The sequence below is a fragment of the Nocardia otitidiscaviarum NBRC 14405 genome (assembly GCF_000308635.1).
Lineage (GTDB): Bacteria > Actinomycetota > Actinomycetes > Mycobacteriales > Mycobacteriaceae > Nocardia > Nocardia otitidiscaviarum.
In genome coordinates, this window is sequence record NZ_BAGD01000065.1 from 68,456 (window position 1) to 90,050 (window position 21,595).

At 70.5% G+C, this 21,595-nt stretch carries 20 protein-coding genes and 1 pseudogene; 12 read left to right on the top strand and 9 right to left on the bottom strand.

Features of this window, described 5'->3' with window-relative positions:
- Positions 1–581: 581 nt before the first annotated feature.
- From ON31_RS12645 to ON31_RS12660, 4 genes are all read left to right on the top strand, one after another.
- Positions 582–1,769 carry a CaiB/BaiF CoA transferase family protein gene (locus ON31_RS12645; protein ID WP_039813236.1) on the top strand — a complete coding sequence of 396 codons (1,188 nt, stop codon included), beginning with the start codon at positions 582–584 and terminating at the stop codon, positions 1,767–1,769.
- Entirely contained in the window at positions 1,766–2,626 is an 861-nt protein-coding gene (locus tag ON31_RS12650; RefSeq protein ID WP_051037153.1) for a cyclase family protein, read from the top strand. Before ON31_RS12645 ends, ON31_RS12650 begins: the two co-directional genes overlap by 4 nt.
- 290 nt (positions 2,627–2,916) lie before the next feature.
- Positions 2,917–4,314 carry an MmgE/PrpD family protein gene (locus ON31_RS12655; RefSeq protein WP_039813150.1) on the top strand — a complete coding sequence of 466 codons (1,398 nt, stop codon included), beginning with the start codon at positions 2,917–2,919 and terminating at the stop codon, positions 4,312–4,314.
- A gap of 204 nt (positions 4,315–4,518) precedes the next feature.
- Positions 4,519–5,493, top strand: a complete 975-nt coding sequence (locus ON31_RS12660) for an alpha/beta hydrolase (protein WP_157533659.1) — start codon at positions 4,519–4,521, stop codon at positions 5,491–5,493.
- Between the two features lie 7 nt (positions 5,494–5,500).
- Here ON31_RS12660 and ON31_RS12665 read toward each other — a convergent pair whose 3' ends face one another.
- The gene (locus ON31_RS12665) at positions 5,501–6,463 is read right to left on the bottom strand and encodes a hydroxymethylglutaryl-CoA lyase (RefSeq protein ID WP_255222078.1); all 963 of its coding nucleotides are present in this window, start codon (positions 6,461–6,463) and stop codon (positions 5,501–5,503) included.
- A 41-nt stretch (positions 6,464–6,504) separates the two neighbouring features.
- Here ON31_RS12665 and ON31_RS12670 point away from each other — a divergent pair, with 41 nt between their 5' ends.
- The 3 genes from ON31_RS12670 (at position 6,505) to ON31_RS12680 (ending at position 9,293) form a co-directional block, all read left to right on the top strand.
- Complete coding sequence (locus tag ON31_RS12670) at positions 6,505–7,719, top strand: CaiB/BaiF CoA transferase family protein (protein ID WP_039813154.1); 1,215 nt, start codon at positions 6,505–6,507, stop codon at positions 7,717–7,719.
- A gap of 10 nt (positions 7,720–7,729) precedes the next feature.
- Positions 7,730–8,347: an isochorismatase family protein gene (locus ON31_RS12675; RefSeq protein WP_039813156.1), complete on the top strand. Its 618-nt coding sequence runs from the start codon at positions 7,730–7,732 to the stop codon at positions 8,345–8,347.
- 103 nt (positions 8,348–8,450) lie between these two features.
- Complete coding sequence (locus ON31_RS12680) at positions 8,451–9,293, top strand: MerR family transcriptional regulator (protein ID WP_039813244.1); 843 nt, start codon at positions 8,451–8,453, stop codon at positions 9,291–9,293.
- Here the strand turns inward: ON31_RS12680 and ON31_RS12685 are convergent.
- The 6 genes from ON31_RS12685 to ON31_RS12710 all read right to left on the bottom strand — a co-directional run bounded on the left by ON31_RS12685 (position 9,265) and on the right by ON31_RS12710 (position 14,864).
- On the bottom strand, positions 9,265–10,122 hold the full coding sequence (locus tag ON31_RS12685) for a MerR family transcriptional regulator (protein WP_255222075.1): 858 nt from the start codon (positions 10,120–10,122) through the stop codon (positions 9,265–9,267). The genes ON31_RS12680 and ON31_RS12685 overlap by 29 nt on opposite strands.
- Positions 10,123–10,220: 98 nt before the next feature.
- Positions 10,221–10,625: a hypothetical protein gene (locus ON31_RS12690; RefSeq protein ID WP_051037154.1), complete on the bottom strand. Its 405-nt coding sequence runs from the start codon at positions 10,623–10,625 to the stop codon at positions 10,221–10,223.
- Positions 10,622–12,139, bottom strand: a complete 1,518-nt coding sequence (locus tag ON31_RS12695) for an SAM-dependent methyltransferase (protein WP_255222076.1) — start codon at positions 12,137–12,139, stop codon at positions 10,622–10,624. The genes ON31_RS12690 and ON31_RS12695 overlap by 4 nt, the downstream gene beginning before the upstream one ends.
- Before the next feature lie 111 nt (positions 12,140–12,250).
- Complete coding sequence (locus ON31_RS12700; protein WP_039813253.1) at positions 12,251–12,946, bottom strand: DUF1365 domain-containing protein; 696 nt, start codon at positions 12,944–12,946, stop codon at positions 12,251–12,253.
- Positions 12,943–14,274, bottom strand: coding sequence for an NAD(P)/FAD-dependent oxidoreductase (locus tag ON31_RS12705; protein ID WP_039813159.1), 1,332 nt, complete (start codon positions 14,272–14,274; stop codon positions 12,943–12,945). The genes ON31_RS12700 and ON31_RS12705 overlap by 4 nt, the downstream gene beginning before the upstream one ends.
- Positions 14,271–14,864, bottom strand: a complete 594-nt coding sequence (locus tag ON31_RS12710; protein ID WP_051037155.1) for a lipocalin family protein — start codon at positions 14,862–14,864, stop codon at positions 14,271–14,273. Before ON31_RS12710 ends, ON31_RS12705 begins: the two co-directional genes overlap by 4 nt.
- A gap of 128 nt (positions 14,865–14,992) precedes the next feature.
- Between ON31_RS12710 and ON31_RS12715 the strand changes: the two genes are divergently transcribed.
- Positions 14,993–15,985 carry an SDR family NAD(P)-dependent oxidoreductase gene (locus ON31_RS12715; protein WP_039813164.1) on the top strand — a complete coding sequence of 331 codons (993 nt, stop codon included), beginning with the start codon at positions 14,993–14,995 and terminating at the stop codon, positions 15,983–15,985.
- Between the two features lie 314 nt (positions 15,986–16,299).
- Here the strand turns inward: ON31_RS12715 and ON31_RS12720 are convergent, their stop codons facing one another.
- Positions 16,300–17,622, bottom strand: a complete 1,323-nt coding sequence (locus ON31_RS12720) for a cryptochrome/photolyase family protein (protein WP_039813167.1) — start codon at positions 17,620–17,622, stop codon at positions 16,300–16,302.
- Positions 17,623–17,771: 149 nt separating this feature from the next.
- Here ON31_RS12720 and ON31_RS12725 point away from each other — a divergent pair, with 149 nt between their 5' ends.
- Positions 17,772–18,479 carry a hypothetical protein gene (locus ON31_RS12725; RefSeq protein WP_039813170.1) on the top strand — a complete coding sequence of 236 codons (708 nt, stop codon included), beginning with the start codon at positions 17,772–17,774 and terminating at the stop codon, positions 18,477–18,479.
- Between the two features lie 42 nt (positions 18,480–18,521).
- On the opposite strand, the gene ON31_RS12730 is transcribed toward ON31_RS12725, so the two are convergent.
- The gene (locus ON31_RS12730) at positions 18,522–19,307 is read right to left on the bottom strand and encodes an IclR family transcriptional regulator (protein WP_029924819.1); all 786 of its coding nucleotides are present in this window, start codon (positions 19,305–19,307) and stop codon (positions 18,522–18,524) included.
- Positions 19,308–19,457: 150 nt separating this feature from the next.
- Between ON31_RS12730 and ON31_RS12735 the strand changes: the two genes are divergently transcribed.
- The 3 genes and pseudogenes from ON31_RS12735 to ON31_RS12745 form a co-directional block, all read left to right on the top strand.
- A complete protein-coding gene (locus tag ON31_RS12735; protein ID WP_029924817.1) occupies positions 19,458–19,943 on the top strand; it encodes a flavin reductase family protein in 486 nt (161 codons plus the stop codon).
- Complete coding sequence (locus ON31_RS12740; RefSeq protein ID WP_039813174.1) at positions 19,940–21,226, top strand: acyl-CoA dehydrogenase family protein; 1,287 nt, start codon at positions 19,940–19,942, stop codon at positions 21,224–21,226. Before ON31_RS12735 ends, ON31_RS12740 begins: the two co-directional genes overlap by 4 nt.
- Positions 21,223–21,595, top strand: a pseudogene (locus ON31_RS12745) (aldehyde dehydrogenase family protein); the annotation flags it as partial. The gene ON31_RS12740 and the pseudogene ON31_RS12745, both read left to right, overlap by 4 nt.

A 21,595-nucleotide genomic window follows, 5' to 3' on the forward strand; every position in this document is an offset into this window, starting at 1 on the left:
AGCGACGGTATCTCGGCGATGTGCTCGGCGCTCATGGGGGCCAGGTGCAGGGCGTGGTCCACGAACGAGCGCCCCGACATCCGCTCCAGCACCTCGGGGACGAAATCGCGGTACGCGCCACCCCGGTTCAGGTAGTAGCGGCCGGTGCGCATATAGGTGAGCGAGGTGGTGACGCCACCCTGGGCGCAGGCGCGGCTCTCGGTCTCGGCGTCCTGCGACAGCTCGCGGTAGATACCCCAGTGCTGGTGGGCGTCCACCGCTCCCGGAAAGGCCAGCAGGCCCTGCGCGTCGACCACCCGGTCCGCGTCGGTGACCGTCTGATGCGGCCCCACGGCGGTGACGACGCCGTCGTGCACGGCGATATCGACCGGTTCGGGATGGTCGGTGGTCGGATCACCCGGTCGCACCACGCGGGCGTTCCGGATCAACAGGTCGGTCGCCACGACTGCTCCAGTTTCTCTGTGCGAAACATCTTTTCCAACTCGGCGATCATCGCAGTAGGATGCGCTGACAGTCAACGCCACAACGTCCGGAACTGTTTCGTACTGGGAAACGCACGGTGGCGGGTGAGGAGTCGGGTGATGGATGGACCGCTGTCGGGAATCCGGGTGCTGGAGGTGGCGACGCTGTTCGCCGGACCGCTGGCGGCGACGCTGCTGGCGGATTTCGGGGCCGAGGTGGTGAAGCTCGAGCATCCCGGCGGCGACCCCGTGCGCGGACACGGCGCACAGCGCGACGGGGTCGGCCTCTGGTGGAAGATGCTGGGTCGCAACAAGAAATCGGTGACGCTGTATCTGGGCGCACCGGAAGGGCAGGAGATCTTCCGCCGGATGGTGGCCGACGCCGACGTGGTGATCGAGAACTTCCGCCCCGGCACCCTGGAGCGCTGGGGACTGGGCTATCCCGAACTGCGCGAAATCAATCCGGGACTGGTGCTGGCCCGGGTGACCGGATTCGGGCAGGTGGGGCCCTACGCCCGCCGTCCCGGTTTCGGCACGCTGGCCGAGGCGATGAGCGGGTTCGCCGCCGTCACCGGAGAACCGGACGGCCCGCCCACGCTGCCACCCTTCGGCCTGGCCGACGGGATCGCGGCGCAGGCGACCGCTTTCGCCGTCCTGACCGCGCTGCGCGCCCGCGATCGCGACGGACACGGCCAGCAGATCGACCTCGCCATCATCGAACCGATTCTCACCCTGCTCGGTCCACAGCTCATCGCCTACGACCAACTGGGCGAACTCCAGCCGCGGATGGGCAATCGATCCTCGAACAACGCGCCGCGCAATGTGTATCGGACCGCCGACGGCGGATGGGTGGCGGTGTCCACCAGCGCGCAATCGGTGGCCGAGCGGGTGATGCGACTGGTCGGGCGGCCGGAGTTCATCGACGAACCCTGGTTCGCCTCCGGTGCCGAACGCGCCCGGCACGCCGACGAACTGGACGCCGCGGTCGGGGCGTGGATCGCCGACCGCCCCACCGACGAGGTGGTACGCGCTTTCGAGAAGGCCGAAGCCGCCATCGCGCCGGTCTACACCGCCGCCGATGTGCTCACCGATCCGCAATACCGGGCGCTGGGCACCATCGCCGAGGTGCCCGATGCCGAACTGGGGACACTGCGCATGCAGAACGTGCTGTTCCGACTCTCCGAGACACCCGGCCGAATCCGCTGGGCGGGACCACCGCTGGGCGCGCACACCGCGGAGGTGCTGGGCGAGTACGGCGTCGACGCCGCGGGACTGGCGGCGCTGCGGGACGCGGGGGTGGTCGCATGACGTACCCGGCGCATTCCCCGGACCGCCCGGCCCGACCCGTCACCACGCGCGATCCCCTGCTGGAGGCGGTGCGCGGCGGCATCCGGCTGATCGAACTCGGTCAGCCCTTCTTCACCGGCATGCCGTGCTCCCCCAACCATCCCGGCTTCCGCATGACCCTGTCCCGACGCCACGGCGATATGGTGCGGCCCGACGGCGGGTCCGCCGCCAATGAGGTCATCGTGACCGGCGGGCACGTCGGCACCCACATCGACGCGCTCAGTCACGTCAGCCACGACGGACGGCTGCACGGTGGCATCGACGCCGCGGCCGCTCAGCGGGGCGGCGCGTTCAGCGCCCACGGCGCGGAACTGTTGCCCGGGTTCCTGCGGCGCGGCCTGCTGTTCGACATCGCGCGCCGGCACGATACCGACACCCTGCCGGGCGGATACGAGGTGACCGTGGCCGACCTCGAGGGCGCGGCGCGCGACGCCGGGTTCGCGCCGGAACCCGGTGACGTGGCGCTCATCCGCACCGGCTGGGCGCGGCACTTCGACGACCCGCCCACGTATCTCGGTGGCACGACCGGGGTTCCGGGCGTGGGCGTGCCCGCCGCACGCTGGCTCGCCGCGCACGGCGTAGCCGCCACCGGCGCCGACACCACCGCCTACGAGCGCATCGCCCCCCGCGCGGGACACAGCGTCCTGCCCGTACACCGAATCCTGCTGGTCGACTCCGGAATCTACATCCTCGAACACCTCGCACTCGAGGAACTCGCGGCAGCCGAACTGACCGAATTCGTCTTCATGCTCGCTCCCCTGCGTATCGTCGGCGGCACCGGCTCCCCGGTACGCCCACTCGCGGCGGTGAGCCGATGACCGAGCCAGCCAGCACGACCGATGCGACCGAGCCGAGCGAATCGACGGGACCGACCGAACCTATCGGGCGCTCAGGAGCGAGCGGGCCGACCGCACCTACCGAGGGCACGGAGCCGAGAGAGCCCACAGGGACCACAAGGACCACAGGGACCGCATGGCCGACAGGGACCGCTGGGCCGACCGGATCGACCGCGTCCACCGAGCCGACCGAGCCGACGGGCACGACGAAGCCGACGGCACCCGCCGAGTCGGCCGCCCCCGCCAAGGCGACCGCGACGACCGACCCTCCGGTGGCTTATCGGCTGGCGGAATTCGCGGCGGCGGCGCGGGAGCAGGGGGTTGGTGCGGAGTTGCGTGCCGACGCCGCGCGGCGTGTGCTCGATGTGCTCGGCAACAGCATTGCTGCGCAGCGGGTTCCGGCTGCGGCTACGGTGCGCGCGTTGGTGACCGAGTGGGGCGGGGCCGCGCGGGCGACCGCGCTGGGGCTGCCGGGCCGGTATCCGGAGGCCGCGGCGGCGCTGCTCGGCGGCACCCTGGCACACGCTCTGGACTTCGACGACACCCATCTGCCGTCGGTGCTGCATCCGTCGGCCACGGTGGTGCCCACCGCCCTGGCCGTCGCCGAGGCCACCGGAGCCACCGGGGCCGCACTGCTGGACGCCATCGCCGTCGGCATCGAACTCACGGTACGCACCGGCATGGCCGGATATGATGCCGCGCTGGGTAATTCGGTGTTCTTCGAACGCGGACTGCATGCCACCGCCATCTGTGGCGCGCTGGGTGGCGCGGCGGCCGCGGCCATGCTGTACGGCCTGGACGCCGCCGGGATCGCGCACGCGCTCGGCATTGCCGCCAGCATGGGTTCGGGCCTGCTCGAGGCCAATCGCACCGGCGGCACCGTCAAGCGGGTGCACTGCGGCTGGGCCGCGCACGCCGCGGTCACCGCCGCCGGTCTGGCTCGACACGGCCTCACCGGCCCGCCGACCGTGCTCGAGGGCAGATTCGGTCTGCTGCACGCCTTCTGCGGCGATCGGGCGCATCCGGACCAACTGCTCGACGGGCTCGGCGAGCACTGGGAACTGCCCAGGGTGTTCTTCAAGCCGTATCCGTGCAATCACTTCACCCACGCCGGTATCGACGCCGCCCGCCGCCTGCGCGATCGCGGTGTCACCGCCGCCGAGATCGTGTGCCTCACCCTGGGCGCGCCCACCCCGGTGCTGCGCACCATCGGCGAACCCCGCACCGCCAAACAGCGACCCGAATCCGGCTACCACGCGGCCTTCTCCGGCCCCTACACGGTGGCCGCGGCCCTGCTCGGCGGCGGCGGACTCGGCGTCTTCCACGAGGACTTCACCGACGTCGCCGCCCGGGACCCGGCCCGCCTCGCCCTCGCCGCCAAGGTGGTCTGCGTCCCCGACCCCCGCTGCGACGAGATCTTCCCCCACCAGTTCCCGGCCACCCTGACCGCAGAACTCCGCGACGGCCGCACCCTCACCGAACATGTGGCGGTCAATCGCGGCGGTCCGGGCGACCCGCTGTCCCCCGACGAGCTGGCCACCAAATTCCGCCTCAACACCACCGGGGCACTCTCCCCCGCCCGCGCCGACGACATCACCGAGATCGTCTACGGTCTGGCCGATCTCGACGATCCAGGAAAGCTGACAACCCTGCTGCACTCCCCTACCTAGCCCGCACCTACGCGTGCGAAAGCAGCCCGGCCCCTCGGCCGCCGGGCTGCTTTCGCACGTCCGCAACACGCCGGGCGCTCAGGAAAACTGCTGGTCACAGCGGTGAAATTGTCGGCTCGAGGTATTGACTCACAAGTGTTTCAGACCATTAATTGACGCTACTCGAAGAAACACTGTTTCTCTCTGAGAGACAAAGGAGTCACCTTGAGAATCAGAACCCTGTCGGCCGCGCTGTCCTCCGTCTGGATCGCCGTGGCCGCACTCGCCACCACCCTCGCCCCCGTCGCCACCGCCGACACCACGGTGACCAAGGTCGAGAACAAGGTCGAAATCCGCTGTGCCTTCCGCATTCTGAAGCAGAGCAGCGACTGGTACTTCCCGGCCGGAAACCCCAAGGGCCTGCTGTGGCTGCAACACGGCTTCTCCGCCGCCAACGACGCCATGGACGACACCGCCCGCAAGTTCGCCGCCCAGGGCTTCCTGGTGTTCGCGCCCACCCTGCCGACCTCCAGCCTACTCGGCTGCACCATCGCCAACCTCGGCAACAACACCGACTTCCTGCACAATGTGGCCGATCTGTTCGGCAAGTCCGCCGACCCCTCGGACAAGCTCGGCCGCAGCTTCGCCGACGCCAAGGCCAAGGCGGGACGGCCGGAACTCGCCCTGCCGACCTCCTGGGTCTTCGCCGGACATTCGGCGGGCGGCGAGGCGGTGCCGTTCGTGGCGCAGGAACTGCGCGCCGATTACCCGTCCGCCTTCGCCAATCTGCGCGGTGTCATTCTCTTCGATCCGGTCAAGAGCATCATCGGCAACAACCTGAGCAGTTCGCTCAACCATCTGAGCAACAGCACCCTGCCCGTCCTCGCGATCTCCGCGCCACCGTACAGCTGCAACCGGAACGGCTCGGGCACCGCGGAGATGCTCGAACAGTTACCCCGGCCGTTCCTGGGCGTCCTGGTCACCACCGCCTCCCACATCGACGTGGAGGCGTCCAGCGCACCCGGGCCGGACAAGTTCGCCTGCGGCACTCCCCAGAGCAAGAACGTGGATGCGCTGCAACGGCTTTCGGTGGCATGGGCCGGTGATTTCGTGAGCGGCTCGACCACGGCCGACTACTACCCCGGCGGTGTGTACTTCCAGAGCCTGGTGACCGCCGGAATCCTCGAGCCCCTGTCCTGAATCGGCATCACTGCGATCCCGGCCGCGCCGGAGGGAAACCTCCGGCGCGGCCGAGCAGCGCGGGGACGGGGCTGCCCAGTACCTCCCCCAGCCAGGTACCGGTCGCGCTCACCGCCTCCGCGCGCACCCCGGTGCCGATATCCATGCGGTGCAGCAGATACAGCAGATCCTCGGTGGCGATATTGCCGGTGGCGGCGGGTGCGAACGGGCAGCCGCCGACCCCGCCGGTGCTGGCATCCAGGATGCCCGCACCCGCCTCCAGTGCGGCAACGGCATTGGCGTAGCCGGTGTTCCGGGTGTTGTGGAAGTGGCAGCGGACGGGAACGCCCGGAACCAGCGCGGCGGTGCCCGCCACCAGTGTGCGAACCCGATCGGGGGTGCCGACGCCGATGGTGTCGGCCAGGGCGATCTCGTCGGGTTCGGCGGCGGCGACCCGGCGCACCAGATCCAGCACGGCGGCGGCGGACACCTCCCCCTCGAAGGGGCAGCCGAAAGCGGCGGCGATGGTGACGGTGCGCCGGACGCCGGATGCCGCGGCGCGCCGGGCCAGCGCCGACCAGCGTTGCACCCCCTCGGCGGTGGTGCAGTTCTGATTGCGCCGACTGAACGTATCCGTCGCCACCACAACCACATTGATCTCGTCGACATCGGTCGCCAGGGCGCGGTCCAGACCCCGGTCGTTGAACACCAGCCCCGCGTACGAGACACCGGGCACCCGAGGGACGCCCGCCATCACCGCCTCCGCGTCCGCCATTTGCGGAACCCGTTGCGGATTCACGAAACTCACGGCTTCGATGCGGCGCAGCCCGGCCTCGACCGATCGTTCGATCAGGCGGATCTTGTCGGCGGTCGCGACAATCGCGCGCTCGTTCTGCAATCCGTCGCGCGGGGCGACCTCCAGCACGGTGACTTCCACGCCCAACCTCCACCATTCACTCGTCTTGCCGCCCTGTTTCTCCCAGGGATACAGTGTTACCACTTTCCCACACTTTACCGAAATGGAGGCGACGCATGGCCGCCGCACCGCACCCGATCCCCGGGCCGCTGGCCGATCTGCGCGTGATCGAGATGGGCCAGCTGTTGGCCGGGCCGTTCTGCGGGCAGTTGCTCGGCGACTTCGGAGCCGAGGTGATCAAACTGGAAGCGCCCGGCGGTGGTGATCCCATGCGCCAGTGGGGCCGGGAACAGTCCCAGGGCAAATCGCTGTGGTGGCCGGTGGTGGCGCGTAACAAGAAGTCGGTCACCTGCGATCTGCGCCAGGAGGAGGGCCAGCGGCTGGCACGCGAACTCATCGCGCGCGCCGATATCGTCATCGAGAACTTCCGCCCCGGCACCATGGAGCGCTGGGGACTCGACTACGACCGCCTGCGTGCCGACAATCCCGGCCTGATCATGGTGCGGGTCACCGGATACGGCCAGACCGGGCCGTACGCACCGCGCGCCGGATACGGCTCCATCGGCGAGGCCATGGGCGGCATCCGCTACACCACCGGCGATCCCGACCATCCGCCCGCGCGCACCGGTATCTCCCTCGGCGATTCGCTGGCCGCCGTCTTCGCGACCATCGGCACCCTGACCGCGCTGCACCACCGGGAACGCACCGGACAGGGACAGCTGGTGGACTCCGCCATCTACGAGGCGGTGCTGGCCATGATGGAATCCCTGCTGCCCGAATACGCGGTCACCGGCTATCAGCGCGAACGCACCGGATCGGTGCTGCCGAATGTCGCTCCCAGCAACGTGTATCCGACCGCGGCGGGCGAGATGATCCTCATCGCGGCCAACCAGGACACGGTGTTCGCGCGACTGGCCGAACTCATGGGCCGTCCCGAATTGGCAACCGACGAGCGGTATTCCACCCACACCGGCCGGGGCGCGCGGATGGCCGAACTCGACGATGTCATCGCCGCGTGGACCGTCACCGCCACCGCCGACGAACTGCTGGAGCGACTGCACGGCGCGGGCGTTCCGGCGGGCCGGATCTACACCGCCCGGGATATGTTCGCCGATCCGCACTTCGCGGCGCGCGAGGCCATCGTGCGGATCGCGCATCCGGAATTCGGCGAACTGCCCATGCACAATGTGGTGCCCAAACTCAGCGCCACCCCCGGCACCATCCGCCACTGCGGTCCGGAGCTCGGCGAGCACAACGCCGACGTGTACGGCGGCGTGCTCGAACTGTCCGCCGACCGCATCGCCGCACTCGCCGACAGCGGCGTCATCTGAGGGAACGCCCATGAAGGATCTCGCCGAGGACGCGCGCAGCGCCGGCTACGGGCAACGCCTGGGGCCCGGACAGCGGCCCGCCGTGCTGGTGGTCGATATCTGCGCCGCCTATCTGACCGACGGTTCGCCACTGCGCGCGCCGGTGGAAGACGCGGTGACAGCCGCCGCCGCCGTGGTGCACCGGGCCCGCGCGGGCGGCCATCCGGTGCTGTTCACCCGGGTCAGCTATCGGCCCGGCACCGCGGAGGGCGGACTGTTCCGGCGCAAGGTGCCCACCCTGGCGGTCTTCGAGGAGGGCAACCCGCTCGCCGATTTTCTCGACGACCCCGCTCCGCTGCCCGGGGAATGCGTAGTGGTCAAGCAGTATCCCAGCGCCTTTCACGGCACCGCGCTGGCCGCCAACCTGACGGCGGCCGGTATCGACACCCTGCTCGTCACCGGTCTCACCACCAGCGGCTGTGTGCGCGCCACCGCCACCGACGCGCTGCAACACGGCTTCCGGCCCATGGTCGTCGCCGATGCCTGCGGCGACCGCGACCCGCGTCTGCACGATGCCAATCTCTACGATCTGGACGCGAAGTACGCCGATGTCCTGAGCCTGGACGCGGCGCTGCGCCTGCTGCCCTGACCTGGCCCGCACCCGGGACCTCCGGGTGCGGGCCGGGCACGCGGTGCGGACACTCGCGCCGGGTGTGATCGGATCGGTCGGACGCGGCAGGCACAATCAGGACATGCCAGACGGTCCCAAGCCCACCTCCGAGCACGTCGGATACTCCGTGCGCACGGTGGCCGAGCGGATCGGGGTCCCCACCGCCACCCTGCGCAGTTGGAACCGGCGCTACGGCATCGGACCGCAGCAGGACCGGCCGGGTCGGCACCGCCTGTACACCGAGGCCGATATCGCGGTGCTCACCCGGATGGTGGATCTCATCCGGGCCGGGGCGACCCCGGCCGGAGCGGCCGCCACCGCCCGCGGTCCCGCCCTGTCGCTCGGCGACAAGGCCGCGCTGCTCACCGCCGCCTTCGCGTTGGAGAGCCGGGCGGTGTGCGCGCTGCTGGACACCCACCTGCGCGATTACGGGGTCATCGACACCTGGGATCGGCTGTGTCGCCCCGCCTTCGCCGATATCGTGGCGCGCCAGCTCGACGGGGAGGGCTGCGTCGACGTGGAACATCTGTTGTCCTGGTGCATCATCGCCACCCTGCACCGCGCCGCGCCGCCGCCCGACACACCGCCCGGACCGGTGGTGCTGGCCTGCACCAGCGGCGAAACCCATTCGCTGCCACTGGAAGTGCTACGCGCCGCCCTGGCCGAACGCGGCACGGGCGCGCATATGCTCGGCCCGGACGTGCCGACCGCCGCCCTGGCCGACACCCTGGCGCGGCTGCCGTCCCCGACCACCGTGCTGCTGTGGTCACAGCAGGAGTCCACGGCCCTCACCTCGGCCATCCGCGTATGCGCGGACGCCGATGCGACCGTCTACCTCGGCGGCCCCGGATGGGACACGCTCATCCTGCCCGAGTCCGCCATCCGGCTGGACAGCCTCAGCGCCGCGGTCGATCGGCTGGGCTGAGTTCGTCCAGCACGGCCAATGCCGCCTCGAGCGAGTCGACATGGCGGACACCGTGCGCGAATTCCTTTCCCGCCCAGCCCGGTCCGGCAAGCACCAGATCGACCGCCGGGTTGTCGGCGTTCGGCATCGATTCCGGGCGAGCCGTCTCCGAGGTCTGCGACCACAGCACCACGACGGCCGGACCGGCCCGGCGGGCGAGCGCGTCGAGCAGGGCATCGGCGGGGACGGCCGCCCCGAGCATCAGGGTCGGTCGCCCCCGTTCGGCCAGTGCGGCGCGCAATACCTCGAGTGGCAGCACGTGCTGCTCACCGGCCGCGCAGGCGAGCACGATCGGTCGTTTCTGCTCGGTGCCGGTCAGGGCGGGCACGGTGTGATGCAGGCCGGTGGTCAACGCCCACGACAACACGTGCTCCACATCGATATAGCCGTCGCCGCGGCGCTGCCGCTCCACGATCGCGCCGAAGGCGGGGCGGCACAACCGATTCCACGTCTCCACCACCCCGTGGTGCGCCAGATGAGCGGTGACCAGGGAGAGCAGCGCGGAGACATCCATGCGTTCGGCGGCGGCCACCACCGGTTCGACGTCGCCGAGCGGGGGCGCGGGTCCCAGCACGGTTTTCGCCGCCCGCGCCGCACTGACCGGACTCGCCCCGGCACGCACCAGTTCCACCATGCGGGTCACCACGGCGAGGTCCTCGGTGGTGTAGTGGCGGTGCCGGCCGGGCCGGTGCCGCTGCGGACCGAGCCCGTAGCGCTGATTCCAACTGCGCAGCGTCGCGACGGGCAGGCCGAGCAGCTTCGCTACCGAGCCGACCGTGTACTCGGTCACGACGGGCACCTCCGTCGGCTCGGTCGCAACGGGAACCTCGGTCGCCTCGCTGGGCTCGGTTGGCCCGGTGGGCTCGGTCCGCGCCGGATCGGGGCGCATCAGCGCACCGCGTCGTTCCCGACCGACGCGCGCCGACCCGCACCCCACCGCTCGTATCCGGCGCTGAGGGCGCACAGCAGGCCCCAGCCGGAGGTCACCATCAGGGTTTTCGGCCGCTCGGGACGGCCGCGTAGCGCTCGGGCGAGCACCACGGTGTCGGCGGTATCGGACGCCACCCGCATCAGGGTGGCGGCTCGCCGAGCGCGCGGATCGGCCGCACCCGCCATGACCAGTCCGGAGGCCAGATCTCGCAACCCGATCAGGCGAGCCAGCGGGCGCAGTTCCGGCTCCTCGTCGGTGCCCAATCCGGCCGGGTGCAGCATGATCTCGGGCCGGACGGCCACCGCGAGACCGTAGCCCGCCGTCGCGAGGCCCAGCAGTCGGGTCGGGGTAGCGGGGTTCATCGGGTCACCTCCGGGTGTCCGAGGACGAGTTGCACCACATTCAGGTAGCCGGATCGGAAGCCCGCCTCCGAGTAGGCCAGGTAGAGCCGCCACATCCGGCGGAAGATGCGGTCGAAACCCTGTGCGGCCACCCGCTCGGTCTCGGCGGTGAAGCGCTCCCGCCACAGCCGCAGGGTGTGCGCGTAGTGCGGGCCGATCTCCTGCCGCTGCACCACCCGCAGTCCGGTGTGCTCCGAAAGCCGCTGGGACAGCAACATTTCCGAGGGCAGGAAGCCGCCGGGGAAGATGTACTTGTGCACCCAGGTGTAGGTGCGTCGGCTGGCCAGCATCCGGTCGTGCGGCATGGTGATGGCCTGGAGGGCGATCCGGCCGCCGGGGGCCAGCACCCGTTCCAGGGTGGTCAGGTAGTCGGGCAGGTAGTCGTAGCCGACCGCCTCGATCATCTCCACCGAGACCACGGCGTCGTACCGGCCGTCCACGGCACGGTAGTCGAGCAGGTCGATGGTCATCCGGTCCGCCAGCCCGGCCGCGGTGACCCGCTCCCGGGCCAGTCGGCGCTGTTCCCGGGAGAGCGTGACGGAACGCACCGTGGCCCCGCGCGCCGCCGCCCGGATGGCCAATTCACCCCAGCCGGTGCCGATTTCGAGTACCGAGGAACCCGGGCCGACACCGGCGGCGTCGAGCAGCCGGTCGATCTTGCGGCGCTGGGCGGCGGCGAGGTCGCCCCACACCGGTGGTGGGTCCAACCGGTCGAAGTCCGCCGCCGAATAGGTCATGGTCTCGTCCAACCACAGCGCGAAGAAGTCGTTGGACAGGTCGTAGTGGTGTGCCGCGTTGCGGGCCGCGCCCGATTCGGTGGCACGCATCCCGCGCGGCAGCCGCGGCAGGCACAGCGTCCGCAGGGTTTGCAGCGACTGCGGGACCAGTCGGTCGATATGCGCGGCCAGGACGGTGAGCACGCCGGGCAGATCGGGTGCGGACCACTCCCCGGCCATGTACGACTCCCCGAAGCCGATGAGTCCGCTGTCCGCGATCCGACCCGCGAAACCGCCGGGGTCGTGGATCAGCATGCGGGGTGCGGTCGGATCGTCGGCGCTGCCCAGGACACGGCCGTCGGGGAATTCGACCCGCAGCGGCAGCCCGCGCACGGCATTGCGGAACAGTGCGGCCGCCACCGGCCGCCCCAGGGCGGCGCGCCAGCCGCGCGGCACCCGGTGCAGTTCGGCCCAGCGGTCGTCCCGGGATTCGGCGTCGTGCGGCACGCTGTCGCGCGCATCGACGTGGCGCACATCGACATCGTGCGCATCAGCGTCGTGCGTGTCGGCGGCGTGTGCGTCGAGCGCCTGCGCGTCAGCGTCGCTCGCATCGAGAGCGTGCGTGTCGGCATCGCGTACGTCGAAGGCGTGCGCGTCAGCGTCGCTCACGTCGAGAGCGTGCATGTCGGCATCGCGTACGTCGAAGGCGTGCGCGTCAGCGTCGCTCACGTCGAAGGCGTGCGCATCAGTGTCGCTCACGTCGAGAGCGTGCGCATCAATGTCGCTCGCGTCGGGCGCGTGCGCATCCGCGGCGTGCGGCTCGATCGGAGCGGTCGCCCGGGGGCAGTGGGATGTGGTCACGACAGCCTCCTACGAGATGTGTTGTGGTCGCGGCAGTACCGGCAGGCCGCGCGCCCACAGCCGCAGCCCCTGCCAGCGGATGCGCGCCGTCACCCGCCAGGTCTCCAGCGGGTGGGTGAGCAGTACGCGCAGCAGGGTGTGCGGGTCCGCGGGCAGCACGCGCCCGGACATGCTGGCGGCGAAGAAGGTTCGCCCGTCCGGTCGGTCCAGCACGATCGCCAGGCGCAGCCGGTCGGTCGGCACCGGGGCGCGCAGCCGGTAGCGTCCGGCCACCGGATTGAACGGCGAGACGTGGAACCGCTTCGCCACGGTCGATTCCGTGCGCGCATCGGGTTCCACCACGTAGCGGTGCACGCCGCCGTAGGTGTTGTGTACCTCGGCGACCACCGCGCGCACCGCTCCGGCGTGGTCGTGGCACCAGTAGACGGTCAGCGGATTGAACACGTAGCCGAGCACGCGGGCGTTCGTGAGCATGAGGACGTGTCCGCCGTCCGCGTCGATCCCGTTGTCGGCCAGGCAGCGTTCCACCACGGCCCGCACGTCGCGTCCGTCGTCGAGGCGCGCGAACGGCCGCAGATACCACGGCAGCCGCGGCGGTTCGTCCAGATCGACCAGCCAGCTGTAGCTGCGGTAGGTGAACCGGTGCCGGACCGGCTCGGTGCGAGTGTGCCGGATGACGGTCCGCACCAGCCGGGGCGCGGTCACGACGGCTCCCCGGCGGCCACCACCACCGCGGAAGGGTGCCGCGGCCACCGGCCGCCGATCCGTTCGGCGGCGCGCAGTCCCGACAGCGCGCCGTCCTCGTGGAAGCCCCACCCGTGGTAAGCGCCCGCGAAAGCGACCGTGTGATCGCCGATCTCGCGCAGGCGGTGGCGCGCGGCCATGGATTTCGGCGTGTACTGCGGATGTTCGTAGGTCATGGTGGCGAGCACGGTCTCCGGTGCGACCCGATCGCCGTCACCGAGGGTGACCAGAAAGCGCCGGTCGGCGGATTCGGTCAGCCGCTGCAATCGGGAGACGTCGTAGCTGACCAGAACGCGGTCGGGGGCGGCGGCGCAATCCGGCAGCCGGTAGTTCCAGGAGGCCCGCGCGCCGGAGCGGCGCGGCAGCACCGATTCGTCGGTGTGCAGGATGGTGTGGTTCACCGAATACGGCAGTGCCCCCAGGATTTCGGCCTCGGCCGTCGTCGGGGATTCCAGCAGCCGCAGCGCCTGATCGGGGTGGGTGGCGATGACGGCGGCGTCGAAGAAGTCCACCCGGTCGGCGTCGTCGCGCACCGCGACCGTCCGCGCGCCCCGGTGCACGGCGCGCACCGGCGTCGCGGACCGCACCGCGTGCATCCGCGCGGCGACGGCCCGCACATAGGTGGCCGATCCGCCGGTGACGGTGCGCCAGGTCGGCGACCCGAACACGGTGAGCATGCCGTGATGGTCGAGGAAGGTCAGCAGATAGCGCGCCGGATACTCCAGCGCCCGCTGCGGCGGACACGACCACACCGCGGCCACCAGCGGCACCATGAAATGGGAGGTGAAGTACGGCGAGAACCGGCCCGCCGCGAGGAATTCCCCGAGCGTGCGCTCCTCGTCGCCACCGTGGGCGGCGAGTTCGTCGCGGGCGAGCCGGTGGAAACGCAGGATCTCACCGAGCATGGCCAGGTACCGGCCGCGCCGCAGGGTGCCCGGTTCCGGGAACAGTCCGCGCGGCCCCTTCGCGCCCGCGTACTCGAGGCCGCAACCGTCGCAGCGCACCGACATCGACATATCGGATTCCTGTGTGCGAACTCCCAATTCGCCGAACAGCCGCAGCAGTGTCGGATAGGTGCGGTCGTTGTGCACCAGGAAGCCGGAGTCGACCCCGAGGGTGTCACCCGAACCGTCGCGGCGGGCCGCCACCCGGTGTGTGTGGGCGTGCCCGCCCAACCGGCCGTCGGCCTCGTACAGCACCACATCGGCATCGCGGGCCAGCACCCAGGCGGCGGTCAGGCCCGAGACGCCGCTGCCGATCACCGCCACCCGGCGGTTGGCTCCGGTCAACGCTCGCACAGCGGCACGATCCGCTCGTCGCCGCCGGTGGTGGGCGAGGTCAGGAACAGGCAGGTGTTCAGGCCCGCAGCGTCGATGGCGGCCCGGATGGCCGCCCACTCGTCCGCACTGCGCGCCGGGGTGCGCGAGAGCACGAATCCGGAGGTGCGCTCCGGGTTCACGACCAGTGCCCAGGAGTAGTCCGGATCGATCGCCGTCACCACGTAGTTGGTGGGCGGGTCGGGCTGGTTCCAGAAGGTGACGCCCAGTTGCGCATTGGTCACCGGGTCGTTCACCCGAGCCCTGCCGACGATCTCGTCGGTGGTGCCGAACCAGGTGGTGCAGCGGTTGCGGACGGTGATGTCGCCGTCCGGCATCAGGCTGTAGTCGGCGCGGGTGTCGCGGGCGCAGGCGAGGTTGAACGGCTGCGGAATGGCGGCCAGCTGCTGCCACGTACCCAGGTACCGCTCGACGTCGAGCCGGGGCACCGGGGTCACGGGCGCCGCGGACGCGGTCGCCGGCAGCAGCGCCCCCGCGGCGAGGGCCGCCGCCGCGGTGGCGAGTACCGCCGACATCCTCCGGTGCTGTCGATGTTCCTTCATCGTTCTCCACTCCTTCGCACGAGTCGCTGGACTCGGTCGACGTGCTGGTGTCGACAGCGTATCGTAGAAACGATGCAAAAACGATGCATCATTGGAAATCGCATCGCCAGCAGGAAGGCGCCCCCGCTATGCCCGCACGGCCCGCCGATCGGCTCGACGACCTACTCGACCGCACCGTCGTACTCGGCTACACCCGCCTCGGGCTGCGGCTGCGGCGCCGGTCGTGGCAGCCGATCCCGGCGGACGCGTTACGCGGCAGGACCGCACTGGTCACCGGCGCGAACTCCGGAATCGGCCAGGCCACCGCCACCGGTCTGGCCCGGCTCGGGGCACGGGTGACGCTGCTGGTGCGCGATGTCGAGCGCGGCCGCCGGGCGGCCGCCGCGATCGCGGCCACGGTTCCCGGCAGCGCGCCGCGCGTCGACGAGTGCGACGTGTCGAATCTGCTGCGGGTGCGCGCCTACGCCGAGGCCCGCGCCGCCGCCGCGGAACCCCTCGATATCGTCGTGCACAATGCGGGGGTACTGCCGTCGAGCCGGACCGAGAGCCCCGATGGCCACGAACCGTCCCTGGCGACCCACGTGCTCGGCCCGCTGCTGATGACCGAACTGCTCGCCCCCGCTCTCGCCCGGTCGGACTCGGCCCGGGTGATCCTCATGTCCTCGGGCGGGATGTACACGCAGCCGCTGCCGGTGGTGGATATCGAGTACCGCACCGGCCGCTACCGGGGCGCGGCGGCGTACGCGCGCAGCAAGCGAGTACAGGTCGCACTGACTCCGATCCTCGCCGAACGCTATGCCGCGCAGGGCATCTCGGTGCATGCCATGCATCCGGGCTGGGTGGACACCCCGGGCATCACCGCCGCCCTGCCCGGCTTCCGCCGCGCACTGCGCCCACTGCTGCGCACCGCCGCGGAGGGCGCCGACACCGCCGTATGGCTGGCGACCGCCGATGTGCCGTCCGGCCTGTTCTGGCACGACCGGCGCTCGCGGCCCACGCACTACCTGCGCCGCACCCGGGAACTACCGGGCGACCAGGAACGCGTATGGAGGTACTGCGCGGCGGCGGCCGGGATCGATCCGGGCAGCCGCCCCGCCAACCGAGACCAGCCTGTCGACTGAGACCGGCCGGTCGACCGAGACCAGCCTTGGTCGCCCGCGCCTACGACAGCGCGACGCTGCAACGCCTCGCGTGCCGGCCGCCGCAGGATCAGGTGGTGGCCGAACTGCGCGCCGCCGGTTCCCGCCGAATCGCCGGAGTATGGAGGCCGCCGAGGTGACGGCCACCGACGATCCGGCGGCGGACCGCACCGTCGACGCGGTGGTGCAGCCGGGGCTGCTGATGGCGGAACGGTCGATGCATTCGACCGAGACCAGCCAGCCCGACCGACGCCGGTCGGTTGGCAGTCGGTCGGCGGACGGCGGACGAGAGTCGCTCACATGCCGCGGAATTCGACGATGGGGGCCGGATACACCGATGCGGGCACACCGGCGCGCCACGGCCGGTGCACCTCGCCGCCCGGCAAGTCCGCGAGCTCGGGCAGCCAGCGGCGCACGTAGTCGCCGTCGGGGTCGTAGCGCTCGGACTGCAACAGCGGGTTGAGCACCCGGCTGGACCGGGTGTCGGTGCCGGTTCCGGCGGCCCACTGCCAGTTCAGCCGGTTGTTGGCGAGGTCGGCGTCGACCAGCCAGCGCTCGAAGTGCGCGGCGCCCTCCCGCCAGTCCACGCGCAGCGTCTTGCTCAGGAAGCTGGCCACGATCAGGCGGGCGCGCCCCGGCATCCACCCCTGGGCGAGCAACTGGCGCATGGCCGCGTCCACGACCGGGTAGCCGGTGCGGCCGGCCCGCCACGCCTCGAGGCCCGTGCGGTCGTCGAGCCAGGTCCGGCTCTCGGACCGGTAGTCCGCGTGCGCGACCTCGGTCCGGTCGGCCAGCACCTGGTGATGGAAGTCCCGCCAGGCCACCTGCCGCACGAAGGCGTGGCCGCCCGGGGTCGAGGCATCGGTGCGGTACACCACCTCCGCCGCCGAGAGGCAGCCGAAGTGCAGATAGGGCGACAGACCCGAGGTGCCCTCGGCGGCCAGCAGATCCTTGCTGTCCGCGTACCGCTCGACCGGTCCGGACAACCAGTGCGCCAGCAGCTCACGGCCGGTGATCTCACCGCCCACCCGCAGTTCCGGCGAACCCGGCTGGTCACACAGGTCGGCCGGATCGGGTATCGGGTCGCTGGCGATATCGGGCACGGCCAACGCGTCGGGGGCGGGCAGCGGTGCCCGCATGGGCGTTTCCAACCAGCGGCGGAAGTAGGGCGTGAACACCGCGTAGTGGCCGCGACCGGTATCGGGTTTCACCTCGGCGGGATCCACTGCGGTGATCGACGCCGCGTGCGTGCGCAACCGGCGGCCACCGGCCGAGAGCCGCTCCCACAGGGCATTCTCGCGGTCGCGGCTGTAGCGACTCACATCCTCGGCGATATGCACGGTGCGCGCGCCGACCTCGGCCGCCACCCGTTCGACCTCGTCGACCACGCGACCGTGCCGCACGATCAGCCGACCGCCCCGGGACCGCAGTTCGGTATCCAGTTCGGTGAGCGCGGCCCGCAGGAATCGCAGCCGGTTGGGCGCGCCCGTTCTCGACAGGATGGCCTCGTCGACGACGAAGAGGGGTACCACCTCCGTCCCCTCGCGATGGGCGGCGGTGAGCGCCGGATTGTCACGCATGCGCAGGTCGCGGGTGAACAATGCGATGGAGGCAGCCATACCACCAGCATACGCCCCAATCGATGCACAATCGATTCACACCGTACGGTGGCACAACGCTTTGTTTGTGGAAACACCGTTTCGATGTGACACTATCGGCGGTATCCAAGAACGAAACTGTGTTTCGCACAAGAGAACAGAGGCAACGTATGGGAGCGCATCCGAACGGCTGGTGGATCCTGCTGCACCTGGTGCTGTTCGTGTTCTGGCTGGGCGGCGATCTGGGCGTGTACTACTCCAGCCGCTTCGTGATCGATCCGCGGCTCACCCCGGCCGCCCGGTCCTCCGCACTGGCGATCATGAGCGGACTCGATCTGGGGCCGAAGATCTGCCTGGTGCTGTTCCTGCCCAGCGGCGTCACCCTGATGGCCCTCGAACCGCACGGGGCGTCGCTGTTCGGAATCGATTTCTTCCCCTGGTGGTTCGTCGTGGCGGTCTGGCTGTTCGCCGCGGTGTGGTTGACATTGGCCGTCATCGCGCATCGCACGCACGGACGCATCGCAGGCATCTATCGCGCCGATCTGGCCATCAGGGTCGCGGTCATCGCAGGGGCGCTGACGTCGGGCGGCTACGCGCTGGTGGCCGCCGAGCCGTTCGGCGTCACCACCGATCCGCGCTGGCTGGGCGGCAAGATCCTGCTCTACGGACTCGCCATCGCGGCGGGACTGGGCATCCGAATGACGTTGCGCCCCTTCGGCCCCGCCTTCGCGACCCTGATGTCCTCGGGCTCCAGCGAGCCGGTGGAGCGCACGCTGCGACGCAGCGTGGACGGCTGCCTGCCCTATGTGTGGGCGATCTGGGGCAGCGTGCTCGCGGCGGCCGCGCTGGGCGTGCTCAAGCCCGGCGCGGATCTGTGAGGCGGCGCGGTCGTCCCGAATACCCTCACCCCGAGTACCTCGTCAGCCCGCGTAGCCCAGTTGCGCCGACACCGCGCCCGCCGCCTTCTGCAACATCGGCACATATTCCTTCAGCCGCGGCTCGAAGCGCGACAGCGGCCCGCACACACTGATCGCGGCCACCACGCCGCCGTCGTGGTCGAGCACCGGGGCCGCGACCGAGGCCGCGCCGATCTGCCGCTCCCCCAACGAGATCGCGTATCCACGCTTGCGCACCTCGGCCAATTCGGTGCGCAGCTTGCGCGGGGTGGTGATGGTGGCGTCGGTGAAAGGGGTCAATTCGTGGCGGTCCAGGTACTCGTCGATCTCCTCCCCGCGCAGGAAGGCCAGGATGGCCTTGGAGGAGCTGCCCGCGTGCAGCGGATACGGCACACCGAGGGCGACCTCCATCCGCAGTTCCTGATCCGGCACCACCTGATCCACGTACATGCGGGTGTCACCGCGCCGAATGGACAGGGTGGCGGTCTCCCCGGTCTGCGAGGCCAGGCGACGCAGTTCCGGTGCCGCCATGACCCGCAGGTCGGTGCGCGCGAGATAGGCGCGCCCCAGTGCGATGGCGGCGTGACCGAGCGCGTAACGGCGGGTGGTGGGCTCCAGGGTGATCAGTTCGCGATTGCGCAGCGCCGTCAGGATGCGATGCACCGCCGCCTTGGTCAGCCCCAGTTCGTTGGCGATCTCGGTGACCCCCAGATCGGGTCGTCCGGTTCGGCCGAACAGTAGCAATACATCCATGGCGCGCTCGACGGCGGCAATGGAACGACTTTGATTCTCGGCCTCGGTGTCCGACACGCCTACAGCTTAGGGCACACCATTTCCCATTGGGAAACGCCCCGCCGAATCCCGCGAGTCCTGGACATTTTCGCCGCACCGCTTGCACCGCACCGATTCACAGCGTTACCTTGTGCGTAACAACGTTTCCACTACCGAAACGGAAACCCTGTGAGTTCGACGAATCTCCGTGCGGTACTGGCACAGTGGGCCACCGGCGTCGTCGTGGTGACGACCATCCGCGACGACGGCGGGCGGCACGGCATGACGGCCAGTTCCTTCACCAGTGTGGCCCTGGATCCGCCACTGGTCTCCATCAGTCTGACCACGGCCAGCACCACCTGCCGACTCATCCGCCGCAGCGGGGTGTTCGCGATCAATGTGCTCGGCCACGATCACGAGGAGATCGGGCGGCGCTTCGCCACCGCGAGCGGTGATCCCGCCGCCCGCTTCGCACTCGGCGACTGGGATACCGCGCCCAGCGGAGCGGCGATCCTCACCGACGCGGTGGCCTGGCTCGACTGCGCGGTCGCCGCCTGCCATCCGGCCGGGGACCACACCATCGTCCTCGGCCTGGTCCAGGACGCGGCCCGGCCCCGGCCCGCACCCCCGCTGATCTACCACGACCGCACCTACCACGAGGGGATTGCCCGATGACCGCCGAACGACCGACCGGCCAACGGCTCGTCGAAGATATGACCGATGCGGAACGGCAGCGCGCCGAACGCGTCGACGCCGTGCTGCCCGCCCTGCGGGCCGCCGCCGAGGAGGCCGATCGCACCGCCACCTTCCCGGCCTCGCATATCGAACTGCTGCGCGATGCCGGACTGCTCGGCCTGGTGGTGCCGGAGAAGTTCGGCGGCCTCGGCGGCACCCTGCGCGATCTGGCCGCCGCCACCTTCGCCATGGGCACGGCCTGCCCGTCCACGGCGCTGGCGTACTTCTTCCACAACACCAGCGCCTCGCGCGGGCTGCTGCCCCTGGAGGCGATCGACGCCGGACTCTTCGCCGCCGAGGAGATCCCGGTGGTCCGCGCCTTCGCCGAGAAGGTGCTGACCCGCATGGCCGACGGCGTGTGGCTGGCCAACTTCGCCTCCGAGTCGGTGAAGACGGCCAAGGCCAACATCACCATCGCCACCACCGCGCGCAAGGTGGAGGGCGGTTGGATTCTCCAGGGCGAGAAGTCCTTCGGCTGCGCGACCGGGGTGGCCGACTACTACCTGACCTCGGCCAAGCTGGAGGGCTACGAGACCGCCGAGGGGTTGGCGACCTTCTTCGTACCGCGCGACGCACCCGGGGTGAGCGTGCGCGCCCCCTGGGACGGACTCGGTATGCGGGCCACCGCCAACAATGGCATCCGGCTCGACGAGGTGTTCATTCCCGAGGATGAGGCCCTTGCGGTTCCGGGCGCGTTCACCAAGATGCTCACCATGAGCAGAGGCAGTTTCGTCGGCAATCAACTCGCCATCGCGGCGGTGTACACCGGCTGCGCGCAACGCGCCTACGACGAGACCCTGACCGCGACCACGCGCAAGACCTTCGCCGACACCGGGGAGCCCATCGCCTCCTCACCCGTGCACCAGGTGCTGATCGGCGAGATGACCCGCCAGTTGCGCACCGCCTACCTGTGGCTGCGCTATCAGCTGAGCATCGAGACCGCGGAGCCGCCGATCACACCGAAGTCGGAGGTGTTCACCCAGTGGCGGCTCGGCAAGGGCGCGGTCACCGAAGCCTGCTTCCAAGTGGCCCTCGGAGCGCTCAAGGCGGGCGGCACCTCGGCGGCGTCCATGGGCGGTCCGGCCGGGCGCGCGCTGCGCGATCTCGCCATGGGGCTGGTCATGACGTTCCCGGCCGAGCGGGGCATGCTCGAGGTGGCGCGCATCGTCACCGACGCCGAGGCCAATGAGCTGTTCACCACCGCTCCGGAGGCGGCGCGATGAGCGCGGCGCTGCCCGAGACCCTCGATCTGATCGACGGCGAGTGGGGCACGCCGAGCGTGGATCTCGGTCTGGCACTGGAGGATCCGGCCACCGGAGCCCCGGTGGCCCGGGCCGTCGCCACCGCCCCGGAGCGTATCGACCGCGCACTCACGGTGGCGGACAACGCGTCCGGAGCCATCACCCCGGACCTGCTCGACGCCGTCGCCGACGGCCTGGAGCCGCTGCTGCCCCGCATCACCGAACTCGACGCCCGCGCCACCGGCGTGCCGATCCGGCAGACCGAACCCCTCGGCGTGATCGTATCGGGCGCGTTTCGCCTTGCCGCCGAACAACTTCGGTCGGGCGCACTGCGAGCCGACGTGGCGGGGG